This window comes from Roseococcus sp. GW821-FHT12F05, assembly GCF_058806835.1.
The window spans coordinates 190,710-206,682 of the sequence record NZ_JBXAQB010000005.1 but is presented as its reverse complement, the minus strand read 5'-3'; the positions used below and the strand labels follow the sequence as shown (position 1 = coordinate 206,682).

The 15,973-nt window shown below is 69.8% G+C and carries 16 protein-coding genes; 13 read left to right on the top strand and 3 right to left on the bottom strand.

Going from position 1 to position 15,973, the window contains the following annotated elements:
• Window positions 1–12: 12 nt before the first annotated feature.
• Genes AC1ROY_RS15090 through AC1ROY_RS15080 form a run of 3 tightly spaced genes read left to right on the top strand, consistent with a single transcriptional unit; the run spans window position 13 to window position 1,433 of the window.
• A complete protein-coding gene (locus tag AC1ROY_RS15090; protein WP_493149665.1) occupies window positions 13–636 on the top strand; it encodes a glutathione S-transferase family protein in 624 nt (207 codons plus the stop codon).
• 7 nt (window positions 637–643) lie between these two features.
• Window positions 644–1,000 (top strand): DUF952 domain-containing protein, encoded by a 357-nt coding sequence (locus AC1ROY_RS15085; RefSeq protein ID WP_493149664.1) that lies wholly within the window; start codon window positions 644–646, stop codon window positions 998–1,000.
• 1 nt (window position 1,001) lies between these two features.
• Window positions 1,002–1,433: a GNAT family N-acetyltransferase gene (locus AC1ROY_RS15080; RefSeq protein WP_493149663.1), complete on the top strand. Its 432-nt coding sequence runs from the start codon at window positions 1,002–1,004 to the stop codon at window positions 1,431–1,433.
• Here the strand turns inward: AC1ROY_RS15080 and AC1ROY_RS15075 are convergent.
• The gene (locus AC1ROY_RS15075) at window positions 1,402–2,286 is read right to left on the bottom strand and encodes a DMT family transporter (RefSeq protein ID WP_493149662.1); all 885 of its coding nucleotides are present in this window, start codon (window positions 2,284–2,286) and stop codon (window positions 1,402–1,404) included. The two genes, AC1ROY_RS15080 and AC1ROY_RS15075, sit on opposite strands and share 32 nt — an antisense overlap.
• A gap of 126 nt (window positions 2,287–2,412) precedes the next feature.
• Between AC1ROY_RS15075 and AC1ROY_RS15070 the strand changes: the two genes are divergently transcribed.
• The 8 genes from AC1ROY_RS15070 to AC1ROY_RS15035 all read left to right on the top strand — a co-directional run bounded on the left by AC1ROY_RS15070 (window position 2,413) and on the right by AC1ROY_RS15035 (window position 10,610).
• Window positions 2,413–3,459 carry a quinone-dependent dihydroorotate dehydrogenase gene (locus AC1ROY_RS15070; protein WP_493149661.1) on the top strand — a complete coding sequence of 349 codons (1,047 nt, stop codon included), beginning with the start codon at window positions 2,413–2,415 and terminating at the stop codon, window positions 3,457–3,459.
• Window positions 3,456–4,322, top strand: a complete 867-nt coding sequence (locus AC1ROY_RS15065; RefSeq protein ID WP_493149660.1) for a TIGR01459 family HAD-type hydrolase — start codon at window positions 3,456–3,458, stop codon at window positions 4,320–4,322. The genes AC1ROY_RS15070 and AC1ROY_RS15065 overlap by 4 nt, the downstream gene beginning before the upstream one ends.
• Window positions 4,323–4,521: 199 nt before the next feature.
• On the top strand, window positions 4,522–5,817 hold the full coding sequence (locus AC1ROY_RS15060) for an ABC transporter substrate-binding protein (RefSeq protein WP_493149659.1): 1,296 nt from the start codon (window positions 4,522–4,524) through the stop codon (window positions 5,815–5,817).
• 77 nt (window positions 5,818–5,894) lie between these two features.
• Window positions 5,895–6,980 carry a pyrimidine utilization protein A gene (gene rutA / locus AC1ROY_RS15055; RefSeq protein WP_493149658.1) on the top strand — a complete coding sequence of 362 codons (1,086 nt, stop codon included), beginning with the start codon at window positions 5,895–5,897 and terminating at the stop codon, window positions 6,978–6,980.
• Window positions 6,980–7,891 carry an ABC transporter permease gene (locus AC1ROY_RS15050; protein WP_493149657.1) on the top strand — a complete coding sequence of 304 codons (912 nt, stop codon included), beginning with the start codon at window positions 6,980–6,982 and terminating at the stop codon, window positions 7,889–7,891. Before rutA ends, AC1ROY_RS15050 begins: the two co-directional genes overlap by 1 nt.
• A complete protein-coding gene (locus AC1ROY_RS15045; protein ID WP_493149895.1) occupies window positions 7,891–8,736 on the top strand; it encodes an ABC transporter permease in 846 nt (281 codons plus the stop codon). Before AC1ROY_RS15050 ends, AC1ROY_RS15045 begins: the two co-directional genes overlap by 1 nt.
• Before the next feature lie 16 nt (window positions 8,737–8,752).
• A complete protein-coding gene (locus AC1ROY_RS15040; RefSeq protein WP_493149656.1) occupies window positions 8,753–9,757 on the top strand; it encodes an ABC transporter ATP-binding protein in 1,005 nt (334 codons plus the stop codon).
• Window positions 9,758–9,872: 115 nt separating this feature from the next.
• On the top strand, window positions 9,873–10,610 hold the full coding sequence (locus tag AC1ROY_RS15035; RefSeq protein WP_493149655.1) for a hypothetical protein: 738 nt from the start codon (window positions 9,873–9,875) through the stop codon (window positions 10,608–10,610).
• A 37-nt stretch (window positions 10,611–10,647) separates the two neighbouring features.
• Here the strand turns inward: AC1ROY_RS15035 and AC1ROY_RS15030 are convergent, their stop codons facing one another.
• The gene (locus tag AC1ROY_RS15030) at window positions 10,648–11,628 is read right to left on the bottom strand and encodes a tripartite tricarboxylate transporter substrate-binding protein (RefSeq protein WP_493149654.1); all 981 of its coding nucleotides are present in this window, start codon (window positions 11,626–11,628) and stop codon (window positions 10,648–10,650) included.
• 47 nt (window positions 11,629–11,675) lie between these two features.
• Window positions 11,676–14,825 carry an efflux RND transporter permease subunit gene (locus AC1ROY_RS15025; RefSeq protein WP_493149653.1) on the bottom strand — a complete coding sequence of 1,050 codons (3,150 nt, stop codon included), beginning with the start codon at window positions 14,823–14,825 and terminating at the stop codon, window positions 11,676–11,678.
• Window positions 14,826–14,973: 148 nt separating this feature from the next.
• On the opposite strand from AC1ROY_RS15025, the gene AC1ROY_RS15020 reads away from it, so the two are divergent.
• Complete coding sequence (locus AC1ROY_RS15020) at window positions 14,974–15,654, top strand: AzlC family ABC transporter permease (protein WP_493149652.1); 681 nt, start codon at window positions 14,974–14,976, stop codon at window positions 15,652–15,654.
• Entirely contained in the window at window positions 15,638–15,955 is a 318-nt protein-coding gene (locus AC1ROY_RS15015; RefSeq protein ID WP_493149651.1) for an AzlD domain-containing protein, read from the top strand. Before AC1ROY_RS15020 ends, AC1ROY_RS15015 begins: the two co-directional genes overlap by 17 nt.
• Window positions 15,956–15,973: the final 18 nt, after the last annotated feature.

The following is a 15,973-nucleotide window of genomic DNA, read 5'->3' as shown; positions in this document are numbered from 1 at the left end:
CGGCGCCCGACCATGCTCACCCTCCACTACTCTCCCAACGCCTGCTCCCTGGCCTCGCACGTCACGCTGGAGGAGCTGGGCGCGCCCTATGAGGCGAAGCGCGTCAACTTCGGCGCGGAGCAGCAGAAATCGGCGGAGTATCTCGCGCTCAACCCCAAGGCGCGGGTGCCGACCCTGGTGACGCCCCACGGCGTCCTGACCGAGACGCCGGCGATCCTCGCCTTCCTGGCCCAGACCTTCCCGGAGAAGAAGCTCGCGCCGCTGGGCGATGCCTTCGCCTTCGCCGAGCTGCAAGCTGTCAACAGCTACTTCTGCTCGACCGTGCATGTGGCGCATGCCCACAAGGGGCGCGGCCCGCGCTGGGCCGACGAGGCATCCTCCATCGCCGACATGAAGCGCAAGGTGCCGCAGACGATGACCGCCTGCTTCGAGCTGATCGAGGGCAAGATCCTGAAGGGCCCCTGGGTGATGGGCGAGGCCTTCACGGTCGCCGACCCCTACCTCTTCGTCCTCACGCGCTGGGCGGAGGGCGATGGCGTGGACCTCTCCCGCCTCCCGCGCGTGGCCGATCATTACGCCCGCATGCAGGCACGGCCCGCCGTGAAGACGGTGCTGGCCCGCGAGGCCGCGGCCTGACCGGCGCATGGAGGCGCTGATCTACACTCTCGTCCGCGGCGGGGACTGGCGCGCGGCCGAGGCGGCCGGCGCCTATTCCGGCAGCGCCGACGACCGTCGCGACGGATTTCTCCACTTCTCCACCGCCGCCCAGCTCCGGGCCAGCGCGGCGAAGCATCGTGCCGGCGAGCCCGACCTGTGGATGGTGGAGGCGGAGGCCGCCGAGCTCGGCGAGGCGCTGCGCTGGGAGCCGGCCGCGGGCGGCAGCCGTCCGGGCCTCTTCCCGCATCTCTACGCGCCTCTGCCGGTCTCCGCCGTCCGCCGCGCCGTTCCCGTGCCGCTGGGGGCGGACGGGCGCCACGTCTTCCCTGAGGGCATCCCGTAAGGTGTTCGTCCGCGAGGAAAGCCCGCGGCAGGACGAGGTGGCTGCGCTGCTCCGCGAATCCGACGCGCTGGCCGCCGCGCTCTACCCCGGCGAGTATCGGCGGCCGTTGGACCCGGAGACCCTCTCCGCACTCGGCATCCGCCTGTTCGTGGCGCGGGCGGAGGACGGTGCCGCCGCCGGATGCTGCGCGCTCTTCGAGGGCGGCGACGGCACGGCGGAGCTCAAGCGGATGATCGTCGGAGCGGGGTTCCGGGGGCGCGGTGTCGAGGAGGCCGCGCCAGGGCTGGGCCTCCGCCTCATCCGCCTGGAGGTGGGGATCCGGAACATCGAGGCGCAGGCGCTCTACCGCCGGGCGGGCTATCGCGAGCGGGGGCCCTTCGCCCCTTACCAGGCATCGCCGATCAGCCTGTTCCTCGAGAAGGAGCTGGCCTGAGGTCACGCGACACGGCGCGCTCGCTCATCACGCAGGCCATGACCACCACCGCGCCGCCGGTGATCACCGCCAGGCTGGGCGGCTTGCCGAAGATGAGGAAATCCAGCGCCACGGCCCACGGCAGGGCGACGAACTCGAAGGGCGCGAGCCGGGACGGCGGCGCGGCCCGGAAGGCCAGGGCCAGCGTGACCGTCGCGGCCCCCGCGACCACCCCGTTCACCAGGAGCTGCGCCCATTCCAGCGCCGTCGGCGCCGCCCAGTGCCAGGCGGCGAAGGGCAGGGTGGCGCCCCCGCCCACGATCGCCGGCCAGAGCACCAGCCGCGCGATCCCGGACTCGCCGCGCAGCCGCCGGTTGATGGTGATGTTCGTGGTGTAGCAGAGCGTCCCCAGCGCCGCGCAGGCGAAGCCGAAGAGGTTGCCTTCCCGTCCTTGCCCGAGCTGCGGCCAGAGCGCCGTCAGCACGCCGAGGAACCCCACGGCGGACCAGAGCCAGGCCGCGGCGGGAATCCGCTCCTTCAGGAAGGCGGCCGCGAAGATCAGCGTCAGGAAGGGCGCAGTGAAGAAGATCAGGTAGCCGTCGGCCAGGGGCAGGTGGCGGAAGGCCAGGAAGAAGAGCGTGCCGGCTCCCAGCATGGAGAGCGCCCGCGTCAGGTGCAGCCCCGGATGGCGGGTGCCCAGCGGCCCGCCCGCCCCTGATACCAGCGCCCTTGCCCCGAGGAGCAGCGCCAGCAGGATCGCGTAGCGGAGGAAGATGGTCTGCGAGGCGGAGAAGCTGCCCGCGAGCAGCTTGCTGTTGGCGTCCAGCAGGCCGAACAGGCCGATGCCTGCCATGAGCAGCAGCGGGCCGCGCACCAGATATGTTTCCTCACACTCTTGGTCGCGGGATTCAGACCTCCGGCCATCCCGCTCCGGGCGTATGGTGTCGCCGCGCATGACCTGCCTGTCAACGCGCGGCAATCTGCCTTATCCAGGCGCACCATGACGTCGTTCCTCGCCTCCGCCCTCATGCCGCTGATGCGCGGCCTCGATGCCGAACTCGCGCACAGGCTGGCGCTCAAGGGCCTGGCGATGGGGCTCGCCGGCCGCGACTCGCGCCCCGATGCGCCGAACCTCGCCACATCGGCCTTCGGCCTCGACTTCTCCAATCCGATCGGCCTCGCCGCCGGCTTCGACAAGGATGCGACGGCCATCCGGCCCCTGCTGGACCTCGGCTTCGGATTCGTGGAGGCCGGCACCGTCACGCCGCGCCCGCAGGAGGGCAATCCGCGCCCTCGACTGTTCCGGCTGCCGGAGGACAAGGCGGTCATCAACCGCATGGGCTTCAACAATGCCGGGCTGCACGAGTACCTGCTGCGCCTGGCGCAGCTGGAGCGGCCGATGCCCGGCGTGCTCGGCGCCAATGTCGGCGTGAACAAGGAGGGCGCGGATCCGGAGCGCGACTATCCCGGCCTCTGCGCCAGCGTGGCGCCCTACGCCGACTACGTGACGATCAACGTCTCCTCGCCCAACACGCCGGGCCTGAGGGACCTGCAGGGCGAGGAGCGGCTGGCCGCCATCCTCGCCGCCGTGAACCCGCCGGAGGTCGGCAGGCCCGTCCTGGTGAAGCTGGCGCCCGACCTCGCCGAGGCGGCGCTGGAGGCCATCGTCGAGGTCTGCGTCGCGGCTGGCGTGGCCGGGCTCATCATCAGCAACACCACCGTGGCGCGGCCGGCGAGCCTGCGCTCGCCCCTGAAGGACCAGATCGGCGGCCTGTCCGGCGCGCCGCTCTTCGAGCGGTCCACCGAGATGCTGGCGCGGGCCTACCGGCTCGCCGGCGGGCGCCTCGCGCTGATCGGCGTGGGCGGGGTCTCGTCGGGCGCGCTGGCCTACCGGAAGATCAGGGCAGGGGCGTCGCTGGTGCAGCTCTACACCGGCTTCGCCTATGGCGGCCCGGCGCTGGTCGGCAAGATCAAGCGTGAACTTTCCAGATTGCTGAAGCGGGACGGTTTCGCCTACGTCGCGGACGCGGTAGGGACCGATGCATGAGCCTGCCGATCCTCGAGAGCCTCGCCCCCATCTCCAACCGCTATGACGGCTACGTCTTCGACCTCTGGGGGGTCGTGCATGACGGACGCCAGCCCTATCCCGGCGTGGTGGACTGTCTCGGCGAGCTGAAGGCGCGCGGCAAGCGCGTCGTCTTCCTCACCAATGCGCCGCGCCGCTCCTGGTTCATCCAGGGCATGCTGGACCGGATGGAGATCGACCGCGGCCTCTATGACGGCGTCATCTCCTCGGGCGAGGTGGCCTGGCGCTGGCTGCACCGGCGCGATCAGCCCTGGTTCGAGAAGCTGGGCCGCAAGGCCTTCCACATCGGGCCGGAGCGGGACCTTTCCGTCGTGGAAGACGGCGCCGCCGAGCTGGTCGCGACGCCGGAGGAGGCGGATTTCCTGCTGAACACCGGCCCCGACCCCGAGCGCAAGTCGAAGTCGGTGGAGCCCTACCGCGACCTGCTGGAGGCCTGCTTCAAGGCGGGGTTGCCCATGGTCTGCGTCAATCCGGACCGCGCGGTGATGGTGGCGGGCGAGCGGCTGATCTGCGCCGGCGCCTTCGCCGACGTCTATGCCGAATGGGGCGGCGACATCTTCGAGGTCGGCAAGCCCGACCCGGCCGTCTACGGACCGGTCATGGAGATGCTGGAGATGACGGACCGCAGCCGCGTGCTCGCGGTGGGCGACACCCCGCATACCGATCTCGCGGGCGCGCAGGCGGCGGGGATCGACAGCCTCTGGGCGCTGACCGGGCTGACGGCGGATGCCCATGGGGCAGATCCCTCGCCGGAATACCTCTTCGAGGTGGCGGCGGAGGAGAAGGTCGCCCCCATCGCCGCGCTGCGCAGCCTGCGCTGGTGAGGCGCCTGGAACCCGCGTTGGGCCGATAGGCCCCATGACGGCCGTGTTCAGGCGCGGTGAATAAACTCGCGGCCATTTTCTGCATTGCAACATGCGGCGCCTTCGCCGATGGTTGCAAACGGAGCGGATCACCGCCCACACGCCAAGTCTCGCGGCTCCTGGACCTCTCGCGTCGCTGCAATCGCAGCCAGGAGCCCCTATGTCGAAGACGAAAGATTCCCCGGCCATCACCGGGGTTTCCCGCCGCCGCGTCCTGGGTGCCGCGATCGGCACGGCCGGCGGCATGGGAGCGCTCGGCGGCTTCCCCACCATCTGGGCGCAGAACATCCGTGACGTCACCCTCCAGCACTCCGGGCCGCCGGTCACCGCGATCGGCCTGATCGCCGAGCAGGCCAGCAAGGATCTCGGCTTCACCGTGCGCATGCAGGCGGTCGAGGGCGCGGACCTGCTGAACCGCTTCCTCTCGCAATCGACCTCGATCGACGTCGCCGACGTCAGCATCACCTTCTACAAGTACCTGGTCGGCCGGAACGTGCTGCAGACCATCCCGCGCGCGCGTGTCAGAAACTTCGAGCAGCTGATCCCGCTCTTCACCAAGGGCCGCTATCCCGACGGCCGCGTGGCCTCCACCCAGGGCGTGGCGCCCTTCACCGTCATCTACTCGCCCGGCGAGGATTTCCGTTCGTTCTCGACCACCGAGACGGAATGGCTGACCGGCATCCCCTCCGTGACCAATGCCGACACGCTCGGCATCCGGCCGGATCTGGTCGGGCGTCCCATCACCACCTGGGCCGACCTGCTCGACCCCGCCTTCCGGGGCAAGGCCGCGCTGCAGGACCAGCCGACCATCGGCGTCATCGACGTCGCCCTGGCGATGGAGGCCGGCGGCCATATGGCCTACGGCAACAAGGGCAACATGACCCGTGCCGAGATCGACCGCACCATCACCCGGATGATGGAGATCAAGCGCAGCGGCCACTTCCGCTCCTTCTGGACGAGCTTCGACCAGTCGGTGAACCTGATGGCCGCGGGCGAGGTGGTGATCCAGTCCATGTGGTCGCCGGCGGTCTCCGCCGTGCGCGCCCGCGGCATTCCCTGCACCTATCAGCCGCTGAAAGAGGGTTTCCGCGGCTGGGGCTATGCCTTCGGCATGATGAAGCACCTGACGGGGCTGAAGCGCGACTGCGCCCTGGAATATGCGAACTGGTACCTCTCGGGCTTCCAGGGCGCCGTCATCGCGCGGCAGGGCTACTACTCGGCGAATCCGCAATCGGCGCGGAGCGTCCTGACGCCGGCCGAATGGGACTACTGGTACGACGGCAAGCCCGCCGCGAACGACCTGCCCGACCCCTTCGGCCGCATCTCCATCAAGGCCGGCGAGGTCCGCGACGGCGGCTCCTTCGACCAGCGCATGGGCAATATCGCGGTCTGGAACTCGGTGATGGACGAGGACCGCTACCTCACCCGCCGATGGAACGAATTCATCACGTCCTGAGAGACTTTGCTTTGTCGCGGGATTCGGACCTTCGGCGCCTCCGCGCCTCCGGTCCTCCCGCTTGAGGGGATCGCATCATGCAACTCGGCGTCTTCATTCCCATCGGCAACAACGGCTGGCTGATCTCCACCACCTCGCCGCAGTACAAGCCCAGCTTCGACCTGAACCGGACGATCGTGGAGAAGGCCGAGCGCTTCGGCTTCGACTTCGCCCTCTCCATGATCAAGCTGCGTGGCTTCGGCGGTCCCAGCCAGTTCTGGGACTACAACCTCGAGAGCTTCACCCTGATGGCAGGGCTGGCGGCGGTGACGCACCGCATCCAGCTCTTCGCCACCTGCGCCGTGCTGACCATCCCGCCGGCGATCGCCGCGCGCATGGCTGTCACGGTGGACAGCATCAGCCACGGCCGCTTCGGCGTGAACCTGATCACCGGTTGGCAGCGCGCCGAGTACACGCAGATGGGGCTCTGGCCCGGCGCCTCGCATTACGAGCGCCGCTACGACTACTGCACCGAATACGTGGAGATCATGAAGGAGCTCTGGACGACCGGGCAGTCCGACTACAAGGGCGACTTCTTCCAGATGGACGACTGCCGGCTGCTGCCCATGCCGGAGAAGCCCATCCCCATCATCTGCGCCGCGCAGAGCGATGCCGGCACGCGCTATGCCGCTGAGCATGCCGACTACAATTTCTGCGCGAGCTTCGGCTACAACACGCCCAAGGCCGTCACCGCCAGCGTCGCGCGGCTGGTGAAGGCGACCGAGGTCACCGGGCGCAAGTGTGGCGCGCTGATCCTCACCATGGTCATCGCCGACGAGACGGATGCCGCCGCCGAGGCGAAGTGGGAGCACTACAAGGACGGCGCCGACATGGAGGCCCTGGCCTGGCGCGACCACCAGGCCAGCGACGATCCGAGCAAGGATCCCTTCTCCGGCGCCAACCGCCGGCAATGGCTGATCGACAAGAAGCTGCCGACCAACCAGGGCATCCTCTGCGGCTCCTACGCGAAGATCGCGGCCATGCTGGACGAGATGGCGGAGGTGCCGGGCGTGGCGGGCGTCATGCTGACCTTCGACGACTTCGTCATCGGCATGGAGCAGTTCGGCACCCGGATCCTGCCGCTGATGCGCTGCCGCGACGCCGTGGCCGCACAGGCCGCCTGATGTCCACGGCGGAAGTGGCCGTCCCCGCCCGGAGCCGCTCGCGCCGCCGGTGGCGGCTCTCGTCGCGGGCCGTCTCCTGGCTGCAGGTCGGCCCGCTGGCGATCGTCCTGCTCGCCTTCTTCGCCCTGCCGACGCTGATCTTCCTGGTGGTGAGCTTCTTCGACTACGACCGCGTGGGCATCTACCCGGCCTTCATGCTCGACAACTACATCGAGCTGCTGACCACGCCGGCGACCCTGCGCGTCTATGTCAGCTCGCTGAAATTCGCCTTCATCGTCTGGGGCATCACGCTCTTCCTGGGCTTCAACATCGCCTATTTCCTGGTGTTCCACGTCCGCAGCGCCACGGTCCGCACGCTGCTCTTCCTGGCCTGCGCGATCCCCTTCTGGACCTCGGGCATCATCCGCACCATCGCCTGGATCCCATTCCTCGGTCGCAACGGGGCCTTCAACCAGGGGCTGATGGAGCTGCGCCTCATCGACCAGCCACTGGAATTCCTGCTCTTCTCGCCCTTCGCCGTGGTGGTCACCTATGTCCACCTCTTCACGCTGCTGATGATCGGGCCCATCGCCAACTCGCTGTCGAAGATCGACCCGGCCTTGCTCGAGGCCGCGCGCGACGCGGGCGCGAGCCGCTGGCGCACCATGGTCGACGTGGTGATCCCGCTCTCCAAGACCGGCATCGCGCTCGGCTCGATCCTGGTCTTCACGCAGGTGATGGGCGACTTCTTCGTGGTGAAGCAGATGAGCGGCGGCCAGTCCGCCTCCATCGTCTCAGCGCTGGCGACCGAGATCCAGGCCATGCAGTACCCGCCCGCCTCCGCGGCCGCGATGGTCCTGGTGCTGTTCGTGGCGATCATGGTGGCCGGCATGATGCGCGTGGTGGATGTCCGCAAGGAGCTGGTCCGGTGATGGTCGGCGGCGGCGGCCGCACGCGCGACGTCAGGGAGAAGCGGCCCTGGACCTTCTACGCGCTGGCCACGCTGATGGGCGCCTTCCTGCTCTTCCTCTACGGCCCGATGGCGGTGATCTACCTGCTCTCCTTCCAGGGCCCCTATGGCGGCGTGACCTTCCCGATGGTCGGCGTCTCCACGACCTGGTTCGAGGAGATCCTGAAGCCCGGCCAGATGGCCAACATCCCCGTCTCCTTCGGCCGCTCCATCGCGCTGGCCTCGATCGTGAGCGCGCTCACGGTGCTGTTCTCGGTCGCCGCCGGCCTCGGCTTCCGCCGGCGCTTCCCCGGCTCCGGCGTGCTGTTCTACCTGGCCGTCGCCAGCCTCGTGATGCCGAGCCTGCTCGTGGGCTTCGGCATCGGCCTGGGCTTCCGGCTCTTCGGCTGGCAGGCCGACCTCTTCACCTCGGCGCTGGCCGCGCAGCTCACCTGGACGCTGCCCTTCGGCCTCTTCGCGATGTTCGCGGTCTTCAACCGCTTCAACCGCGCCTACGAGGAGGCGGCGACCGATCTCGGCGCCAGCGCCTGGCAGCGGCTGCGCTGGATCACCCTGCCCATCCTGATGCCCGGGATCATCGGCGTGGCCATGGGCGCCTTCACCCTCTCCTACGACGAATACGCGCGCACGACGCTGGTGGCGGGCAACCGCAACACCCTGCCGTTGGAGATCTACGCGCTGATCTCCAGCGCGACCTCGCCGACGCTCTTCGCGATCGGCACCCTCACCACCGCCGTCTCCTTCCTGGTGATCGGCACCACCCTGTTCCTTGTCCTGCGCCTGCAGCGGCGCCGCGCCGGCGGCTGAGGAGATCGAAACCCGCATGGACACCTCCGCCGCGCATCTCGATCGCCGCTTCGACGTCGAGCTCGTCTCGGTGACCAAGCGCTATGGCGGCGTCGTGGCGGTGGACGGCATCTCGCTCCGCATTCCGCGCGCCAGCTACTGCTGCCTGCTCGGCCCCAGCGGCTGCGGCAAGACGAGCACGCTCCGCATGATCGCGGGCCACGAGGTGATCTCGGAAGGCGACGTGCTGATCCACGACGTGAACGTCACCGACCTGCCGCCCGTCGAGCGCGGCACGGCGATGATGTTCCAGTCCTACGCGCTCTTCCCGCATCTGAGCTGCCTGGACAACGTCGCCTTCAGCCTGAAGGCGCGCGGCGTGCCGAAGGCGCAGCGCCATGCGAAGGCGATGGAGTACCTGGCGCTGGTGCAGATGGAGAAGCTCGCGGAACGGCTGCCCGCGCAGCTTTCCGGCGGCCAGCAGCAGCGGGTGGCGCTGGCGCGCTCGCTCATCACCGAGCCGCGCGTGCTGCTGCTGGACGAGCCGCTCTCCGCGCTCGATCCCTTCCTCCGGGGACGGGTGCGCGAGGAGCTGAAGCGGCTGCAGCGCGAGCTCGCCATCACCTTCATCCATGTGACGCACAGCCAGGACGAGGCGATGGCGCTGGCCGACCTGATGGTGGTGATGGACGAGGGCCACATCCGCCAGGCCGGCCCGCCGCGCGAGGTGTTCGAGCGCCCGGCCAGCGCCTTCGTCGCCCGCTTCATCGGCGGCCACAATGTGCTGGAGGGGCCGGACGGCACGATCGCCGTCCGTGCTGATCGCTGCCGGCTCGGCGCGCCCGGGGACGGGCCGCATGCCACGGGCCGCGTCGCGGCGGTGGAGTACCAGGGCACCAGCGTCCGCGTCGCGGTCGCGATGGACCGGGGCGAGGAGGCTTCGGTGCTGCTCGCGGACAACCTGTTCTTCGCCGCGCCCGTGCAGCCTGGCGATGCCGTGACGATGGTCTGGAGCGATCGGGACACGCACGCGCTGGCGTGACGCGCCGGCCGTCATGGCCGAGCCGCAGGCAAACCTCGCCGCCGCGGATGCCTGCATCCTTTGCCGGCCGCTTCCCGCAAAGCTATGCTGGCCGGGGCGGAGGAAGACGGTGCCGATGACGGAGATGCTGCGCCGGGCCGCACGCAACAATGCCATCTGGTGCGATGCCGTTTGCGCGATCCATTCCGGTCCCGGCGAGTTCCATGCGGGCTATTGGCTCAACCGCCACGGCGTTCCGCAATTCTACCCTGATTTCGTGACCTTGAGCGGATCGGCGGACAGCGTGCCCCAGATGGAGGCGCTCGCCGGCCTGATCGAAGCGGAAGGCGCCAGAAGCCTCCATGTCAAAGACAGCTTCGACTGTCTGCCTCTGCAGCCCTTCGGCTTCAGGCCGCTGTTCGGCGCGGAATGGCTGTCGGCATCCGCGCTCGGACCGATTGGCCGCCGGGAAGCCGAGGATGTGCACTGGGTGGAGGTGGCGGATGAACGCGATCTTGCCCGATGGGAGCGGGCATGGCGCGGGAGCGCCGACGATGCGAAGTCGCGCACGTTCCGGCCCGGCCTCCTGGCCGTTCCCGACATCCAGTTCGTCCATGGCCTTGTCGGTGGCCTGACTGTCGGCGGCGGCGTCCTGTCGGCTGCGTCGGGCGTGACGGGTGTCTCCAACGTCTTCGCCCATCGGATCGCGACGGAGGTCGTTCTGCAGGGCCTGGCCCAGGTGGCGGCGGCGAAGTTTCCGGGACAGCCGCTCGTGGGATACGAGAGTGGCGAGGACCTGATCGCGGCGCAGCGGGTGGGTTTCCAGACCGTCGGCCGCCTGCGGATTTGGCACCGGCCGCCTCTCGGACGGTAGCGGGATCGACGAATTGCGGTCCCGATGGCTTCTCGCCCTAATCTTCCGGCCGAAACCCGGATTCCTGCACGACCGGGCCCCACTTCACCGTCTCGCGCTGGATGCGCGCCGCGAACTCCGCGCTGGGGCTGGTGAAGGCTTCGAACTCGCGGCCTTCCAGGTTCTGCCGCAGCTCGGCATTCCCCGCGGCCGTCACCAGCGCTGCGTTCAGCGCCTGCACCAGCGCGGCCGGCGCGCGGGCCGGGAGGAAGGCGCCGAACCACTCGTCGGAGGTCAGGTCGGGAAAGCCCTGCTCGGCGAAGGTCGCGACCTCGGGGAAGCGCGGCACGCGCTGAGCGCTCGTCACCGCGATCATCTTCAGGCGCCCGCTGCGGTGGTGCTCCACCTGGTCGCCGATGACGTTGATGGTCGCGGGGATCTGGCCGGCGATGGCGTCGGTGATGGCGGGCGCGGCGCCGCGATAGGGCAGGTGGGTCAGCTCGATCCCGGCCGCGCGCGCCAGCATCACGCCCGTGAAGTGCGGCACCGAGCCCGCCGCCGGCGAGGCGTAGGAGGTGCCGTTGCGCGCCTTCGCGAAGTCGATGAACTGGGCGAGGTTCGTCACCCCCGGCGCGGCGGGTCCCACCGCCATCGCGAAGGGATAGATCACCACCGGCGTCACCGCCTGCATGTCGGTCATCGGGCTGTAGCGCAGCCGGTTGCCGTAGAGGTGCGGGAAGATCGTCACCATGCTGGCGGGGGTGATGAGGATGCTTGTGCCGTCGGCGTCGGAGCGGATCAGCTCCTCGATGGCCAGCCGGCCCGTGGCGCCGACCCGGTTCTCCACCACCACCTGCGGCGCCCAGACCCCGCGCAGCCGCTCCGCGAAGAGGCGGCAGGCCACGTCCACCGTGCCGCCGGCGGGGAAGCCCGCGAGGATGCGCGCGGTGCGGCTCACCACCGGCGCCTGGGCGCGCACGAGGGCCGGCGCGGCGAGCAGCGGGGCCGCGAGCAGGGCGCGGCGGGGCATTCGGATCATTGGCGTTTCTCCCGTACGTCCCGTGACGTGTAATCCGGGATGACGCCTTAGTCACCAATCCCCGGCAGAGGTCGGCGCAGCGCCGGCATCGGCTGGCGCGCCTCGGCCCGGCTGCGGCCGAAGAGGTCGATCACGATGGGCAGCACGACCAGGATGATCAGCGGCAGCAGGGTCGTGCCGCCCACCACCACCACGGCCAGCGGCCGCTGCAGGTCGCTGCCGATGCCGCTCGCCAGCGCCATGGGCAGCAGGCCCACCATCGCGGCTATGCAGGTCATCATCACCGGCCGCATCCGGTCGACGCCGCACTGGTGGATGGCGTCCTTCCATGCCAGCCCATGCTCGCGCAGCAGCCGGAAGTGGGAGAGCAGGATGATCCCCTCCATGACCGTGATGCCGAAGAGCGCTAGGAAGCCGATCGCCCCCGGCACGCTGAAGGACAGGCCGGTGACGCTGAGCGCCGTGACGCCGCCGATGCAGGAGAGCGGCAGCACGCACATCACCAGCAGCGTGTCGCGCAGCGAGCCGAACTGCACGTAGAGCAGCACCGCGATGAGCGCGAGCGCGATGGGCACCACCACCTTCAGCCGTGCGATCGCGTCCTGCAGGTTGCGGAACTCGCCCACCCATTCGAGGTGGTAGCCGGGCGGCAGCTGCACGTTGCGGCGGACGCGCTCCTCGGCCTCGGTCACCGCGCTCTGCGGGTCGCGGCCGCGGACGGAGAACTTCACGGGCACGTAGCGCGCGCTGTCCTCGCGGTAGATGTAGCTGGCGCCGGAGACGAGGCGGATGTCCGCCACGTCGTGCAGGGTCGCGCCCGAGGTCGCGTTCACCGGCACGCGGCCGATCGCGTCGATGTCGCGCCGGTAGGGCTCGGCCAGGCGGACGATGATGGGAAAATTGCGGTCCGCGCCCTCCTCGTAGAGCCGCGCCGCCTCCTGCCCGCCGACAGCCGCCTGCACCGCCGCGTTGATGTCGTTGATGCTGAGCCCGTAGCGGGCCGCGCGCTGGCGGTCGATGCGGATGGAGACGGTGGGCTGGCCCAGGATGCGGAAGGCCGCGAGGTCGGCGATGCCGGGGACCTGCGCCATCTCGCCGCGGATCTGCTCGGCCAGCCGCGCCAGCACGTCGAGCTCGGGGCCGATCACCTTCAGCGCATTGGCGCCCTTCACGCCGGAGGCGGCCTCCTGGACGTTGTCGCTGATGTACTGGCTGAAGTTGAAGTCCACGCCGAGGAACTCGCCGCGCAGCCGCGTCTCGATAGCGGCGACCAGGGCTTCCTTGGTGTGCGCCGTGGTCCATGTGTCCATGGGGCGGAGCGGGATGAAGAACTCGGCGTTGAAGAAGCCGGCGGAATCCGTGCCGTCGTCGGGGCGGCCCTGCTGCGAGGTGACGGTGACCACCTCCGGGAACTCCATCACCACGCGGCGCAGCGCGTTGACCGTGACGTTGCCCTCCTCGAGCGAGATGGTCGCGGGCATGGTGGCGCGCATCCAGATGCTGCCCTCCTCCAGCGTCGGCAGGAACTCGCCGCCGAGGCGCGAGAACTGGAAGCCGCCGGCCGCCAGCAGCACCAGCGCCAGGCCGAGCGTGGCGGCACGGGCGCCCATCGCCCGGCGATAGAGAAACTGGTGCGCCATAGCGAGCCAGCGGACGATGGGCATGGTCCGCTCCTGCGTGTCCTCGTTGAAGAGGATGCCGGCCAATGCAGGGGCCACGGTGAAGGTCGCGATCATCGCGCCGCCGATGGCATAGGCGTAGGTCTTGGCCATCGGGCCGAAGATGCGCCCCTCGATGCCGCCCATGGTGAAGAGCGGCAGGAAGGCCGCCACGATGATGAGCGCCGAGAAGAAGATCGGCGTCGCCACCTCGCCGCCCGCGGCCAGGATGGTGATGTGCACGCCCGAAAGCCCGCGCGGCGGCCGCCGGAAGCGCGGATAGGGCGAGTGCTGCGCCATGTGCAGGTGGCGGTAGATGTTCTCCACCATGATGACGGTCGCATCCACCAGCAGGCCGAAATCGAGGCTGCCGAGGCTGAGCAGGTTCGCGCTCTCGCCGCGCAGCAGCATCACGATGACGGCGAAGAAGAAGGCGAAGGGGATGGTGGCTCCCACCACGAAGGCGCCGCGCAGGTCGCCCAGGAAGAGCCACTGGATGAAGACCACCAGGCAGATGCCGATGATGATGTTCTTCACGACATGGTGCGTCGTCTGGTCCACCAGCTCGCGCCGGTCGTAGATCGGCACGACATGCACGCCGGGCGGCAGCACGCCGCCGGCGTTGATGGCGCGGAGCTCGTCCTCGACGGCGTGGATGGTGGGCAGCGTCTGCTCGCCGCGGCGCATGAGCACCACGCCCATCACCACATCGTCAGCCGCGTCCTGCCCGGCGATGCCCATCCGGGGCAGGTTGCCGGTCTGCACCCGGGCCACGTCGCCGACCAGGATCGGCACGCCGTTGGCCGCGCCGAGCACGACGGATTCGATGTCGTCCACGCTGCGGATCAGGCCCACGCCCTGCACCACGGCCGATTGCGGGCCGATGTCCACGAGCCCGGCGCCGACCGTCGCCCCGCCCTGGCCGATCGCATCCACCACCTGGTGGATGCTGAGCCCGTAGGCCGAGAGCCGCGCGAGGTCGATCACCACGTTGAAGGATTTCGTGGGCCCGCCATAGGCGGTGACGTCGATGACACCCGGCACGCGCTTGAAGCGCCGCTGCAGCACCCAGTCCTGGATCACGCGCAGGTCGGTCGGCGAGAAGCCGGGCGGGCCCTCGACGCGGTAGCGCAGGATCTCGCCGATCGGCGACCAGGGGCTGATCTGCGGCTGCACCCCGGCCGGCAGGTTGATCTGGCCGAGCCTGTTCAGCACGTTCTGCTGGGCATCCGGATAGGTCGAGGCATAGGTGAACTGCGCCTGCACCACGGACAGCCCGAAGAGGCTGGTGCTGCGGGTGGTGCGCAGGTTGGGCATGCCGGAGAGCCCGACCTCGAGCGGGATGGTGATGTAGCGCTCGATCTCCTCGGCGCTCTGCCCGGCATTCTGGGTGATGACCACGACCGTCGGCGGCACCGGGTCCGGATAGGCCTCGATGTTGAGGTGCAGGAAGCCGTAAGCCCCGGCACCGACGAAGGCCAGGAAGAGGAGGACGACGAGCGCCCGCTTCTGCAGCGAGAAGGCGATGACGTGGCGCATGGGGGGGCCGCCGGGTTGCGAGCGTCCAACATGGGCCTGTTCAGCTTGCGTTCAGCTTTCTGTCATCTGATCTTTCGTTCAGCTTCGGTTCAGCTTTCGGATCGGCTCCACGTCTGGACGAAGCGGCCGGGCGCAGTGATCCTACGGCATGGTTTTCCGTTCCGCCTGCCGCGAGGCGCTCGGCGCCCCCGCGCTGGCCATGGCCGCCACCTTCCTGGCCTTCGGCGCAGCGGTGCAGGCGGCGGGGCTCGGCATCTTCTGGGGGCTGGCGGCGGGCCAGCTGGTCTACGGCATGCCCGGGCAGATGGTGCTGCTGGCGGCGGTGAACGCGCCGGGCGGGCCGCTGCCGGCGGTGCTCGGCGCCGTCGCGGCCAATGCGCGCTTCCTGCCGATGGCCGTGGCGCTCGCGCCCTGGCTCGGACCCCGCGGGCCGGCGCGCTTCCTGGCGCTGCCCTTCATCGCCGTGACCGCCTGGGCCATGGCGATGCGGCGGCTGCCCGACATCCCGCCGGCGGACCGGCTCACCTGGTATCTCGGCTTCGCGCTGACCTCCTGGACGGTGGCGGGGCTCTCGACCTGGCTCGGCTATGCGATCGCGCCGATGCTCGACGGCTGGATCCTGGCGGCGCTGCTCTTCATCAACCCGCTCTACTTCGGCACGATCCTGGCCGGCGAGACGCGCTTCGCGCCGGCCCGGCGCGCGGTGATCTGCGGCGCCGTGGCGACGCCGCTGGTCCTGCTGCTGCCGGCCTCCTGGGCGCTGCTGGGCGCGGGGCTGGTCGGCGGGACGGCGGCTTTCCTGTGGGGACGACGTGCTGAGCGCCGCTGAGCTTGCGCTCCTCCTGCTGATCCTGGCCTGTGCAGCGATGCGCGCGGTCGGGCTGCTGGTGGCGGGCCGGCTGCGGACGGACCATCCCTTCGTGCGCTGGGCGGCCTCGGTGGCGCTGGCGACGCTGACGGCCTTCGTGCTGGCGGCGGTGATCGCGCCCGGCGGAATCCTGACGGAAATCCCGCTGGTGTCGCGGGTGGCGGGACTTTCGGCCTCGGTCGCGGTCCTGTTCTGGCGCGGCGGGCTGGCGCTGCCGGTGCTATCAGGGCTCGCGGTGACGCTGGGGTTGGCGGCGCTTTGAAGCGGGATGACCGGAGGT